This window comes from Vibrio sp. 2134-1 (assembly GCF_033339495.1).
Map to the genome: position 1 here is coordinate 1 of NZ_JAWOUS010000217.1, position 899 is coordinate 899.

General features: G+C 42.0%; 1 protein-coding gene. It reads right to left on the bottom strand.

Annotated features, from left to right (window positions below; genetic code table 11):
• Positions 1-3: 3 nt before the first annotated feature.
• The gene (gene cysZ / locus R7R78_RS25030; protein ID WP_225474488.1) at positions 4-741 is read right to left on the bottom strand and encodes a sulfate transporter CysZ; all 738 of its coding nucleotides are present in this window, start codon (positions 739-741) and stop codon (positions 4-6) included.
• Between the last annotated feature and the right edge of the window lie 158 nt (positions 742-899).

Consider the following 899-nt stretch of genomic DNA (forward strand, 5'->3'; position numbering starts at 1 on the left):
GTGCTAATGTTTAAACTCTACCACCCACATGGCGGTCGCACCGCATATTGCAACAGGCATGATGATAAGGTTCAAAATTGGAATCGTTGTGAATACTGAAACCAACACACCAAAGCCATAGGCTTTACCTTGCTTTTGTTTCAATTTGTAACGCATGTCGTTGAACGGAATTTTGTGGTTATCGAACGGGTAATCACAATATTGAATCGCGAGCATCCAGGCGGTAAAGATAAACCATAAAACCGGGCCGACAGTTTGCCCTAGTGCCGGGATAAGTAAGAGCAAAAACAAGCCAATTGCTTTAGGCAGTATATAAAGCAGTTTTCTCCATTCGCGAGCAAGTACGCGAGGCACATCTTTTAGAACAGCCGTAAAGCCGTCGTCATTAATTTTTTTTCCGGTTAGCGTCTCTTCAACTTTTTCTGCTAACAGCCCGTTGAAGGGAGCGGCAATAAAGTTGGCTAACGTGCTAAAGAAATAAGAGAAGGTGGCCAGTATCGTTAGAGCAAGTAGGGGCCACAAGATATACGTGAGCCAAGAGAGAAACTCTGGTAACTGTCCAATCCAACCTTCAATCCACATGTTCAAGTGGGAGAATAGATAGAAGATAGCCCCACCCACGAGAATAATATTTGCTAAAAGTGGTAACACGACAAAACGTCTTATCTCTGGAGAGAGCGCCAATTGAATTCCGTATAGGAAGTAACCGAATCCGGTTCGTTGCTGATTGTTAATCTTCATATCCAATATTTTCGTGTGAGTGAGAACTCATTGTACCTGTCGATGATTTTCTTTCAATGCCCTAACAATTAGGGTCTTGCAAAGTGGAATCGTGGCAAGAATCACAACAAAAAACGGAACTTCTTGCATTAAGTTGTTCTAAATCTACATATAGTTTT

What these genes read in the sequence shown, in the direction of transcription:
- cysZ (WP_225474488.1), bottom strand. Translation starts at nt 741, where the DNA reads ATGAAGATTAACAATCAGCAACGAACCGGATTCGGTTACTTCCTATAC.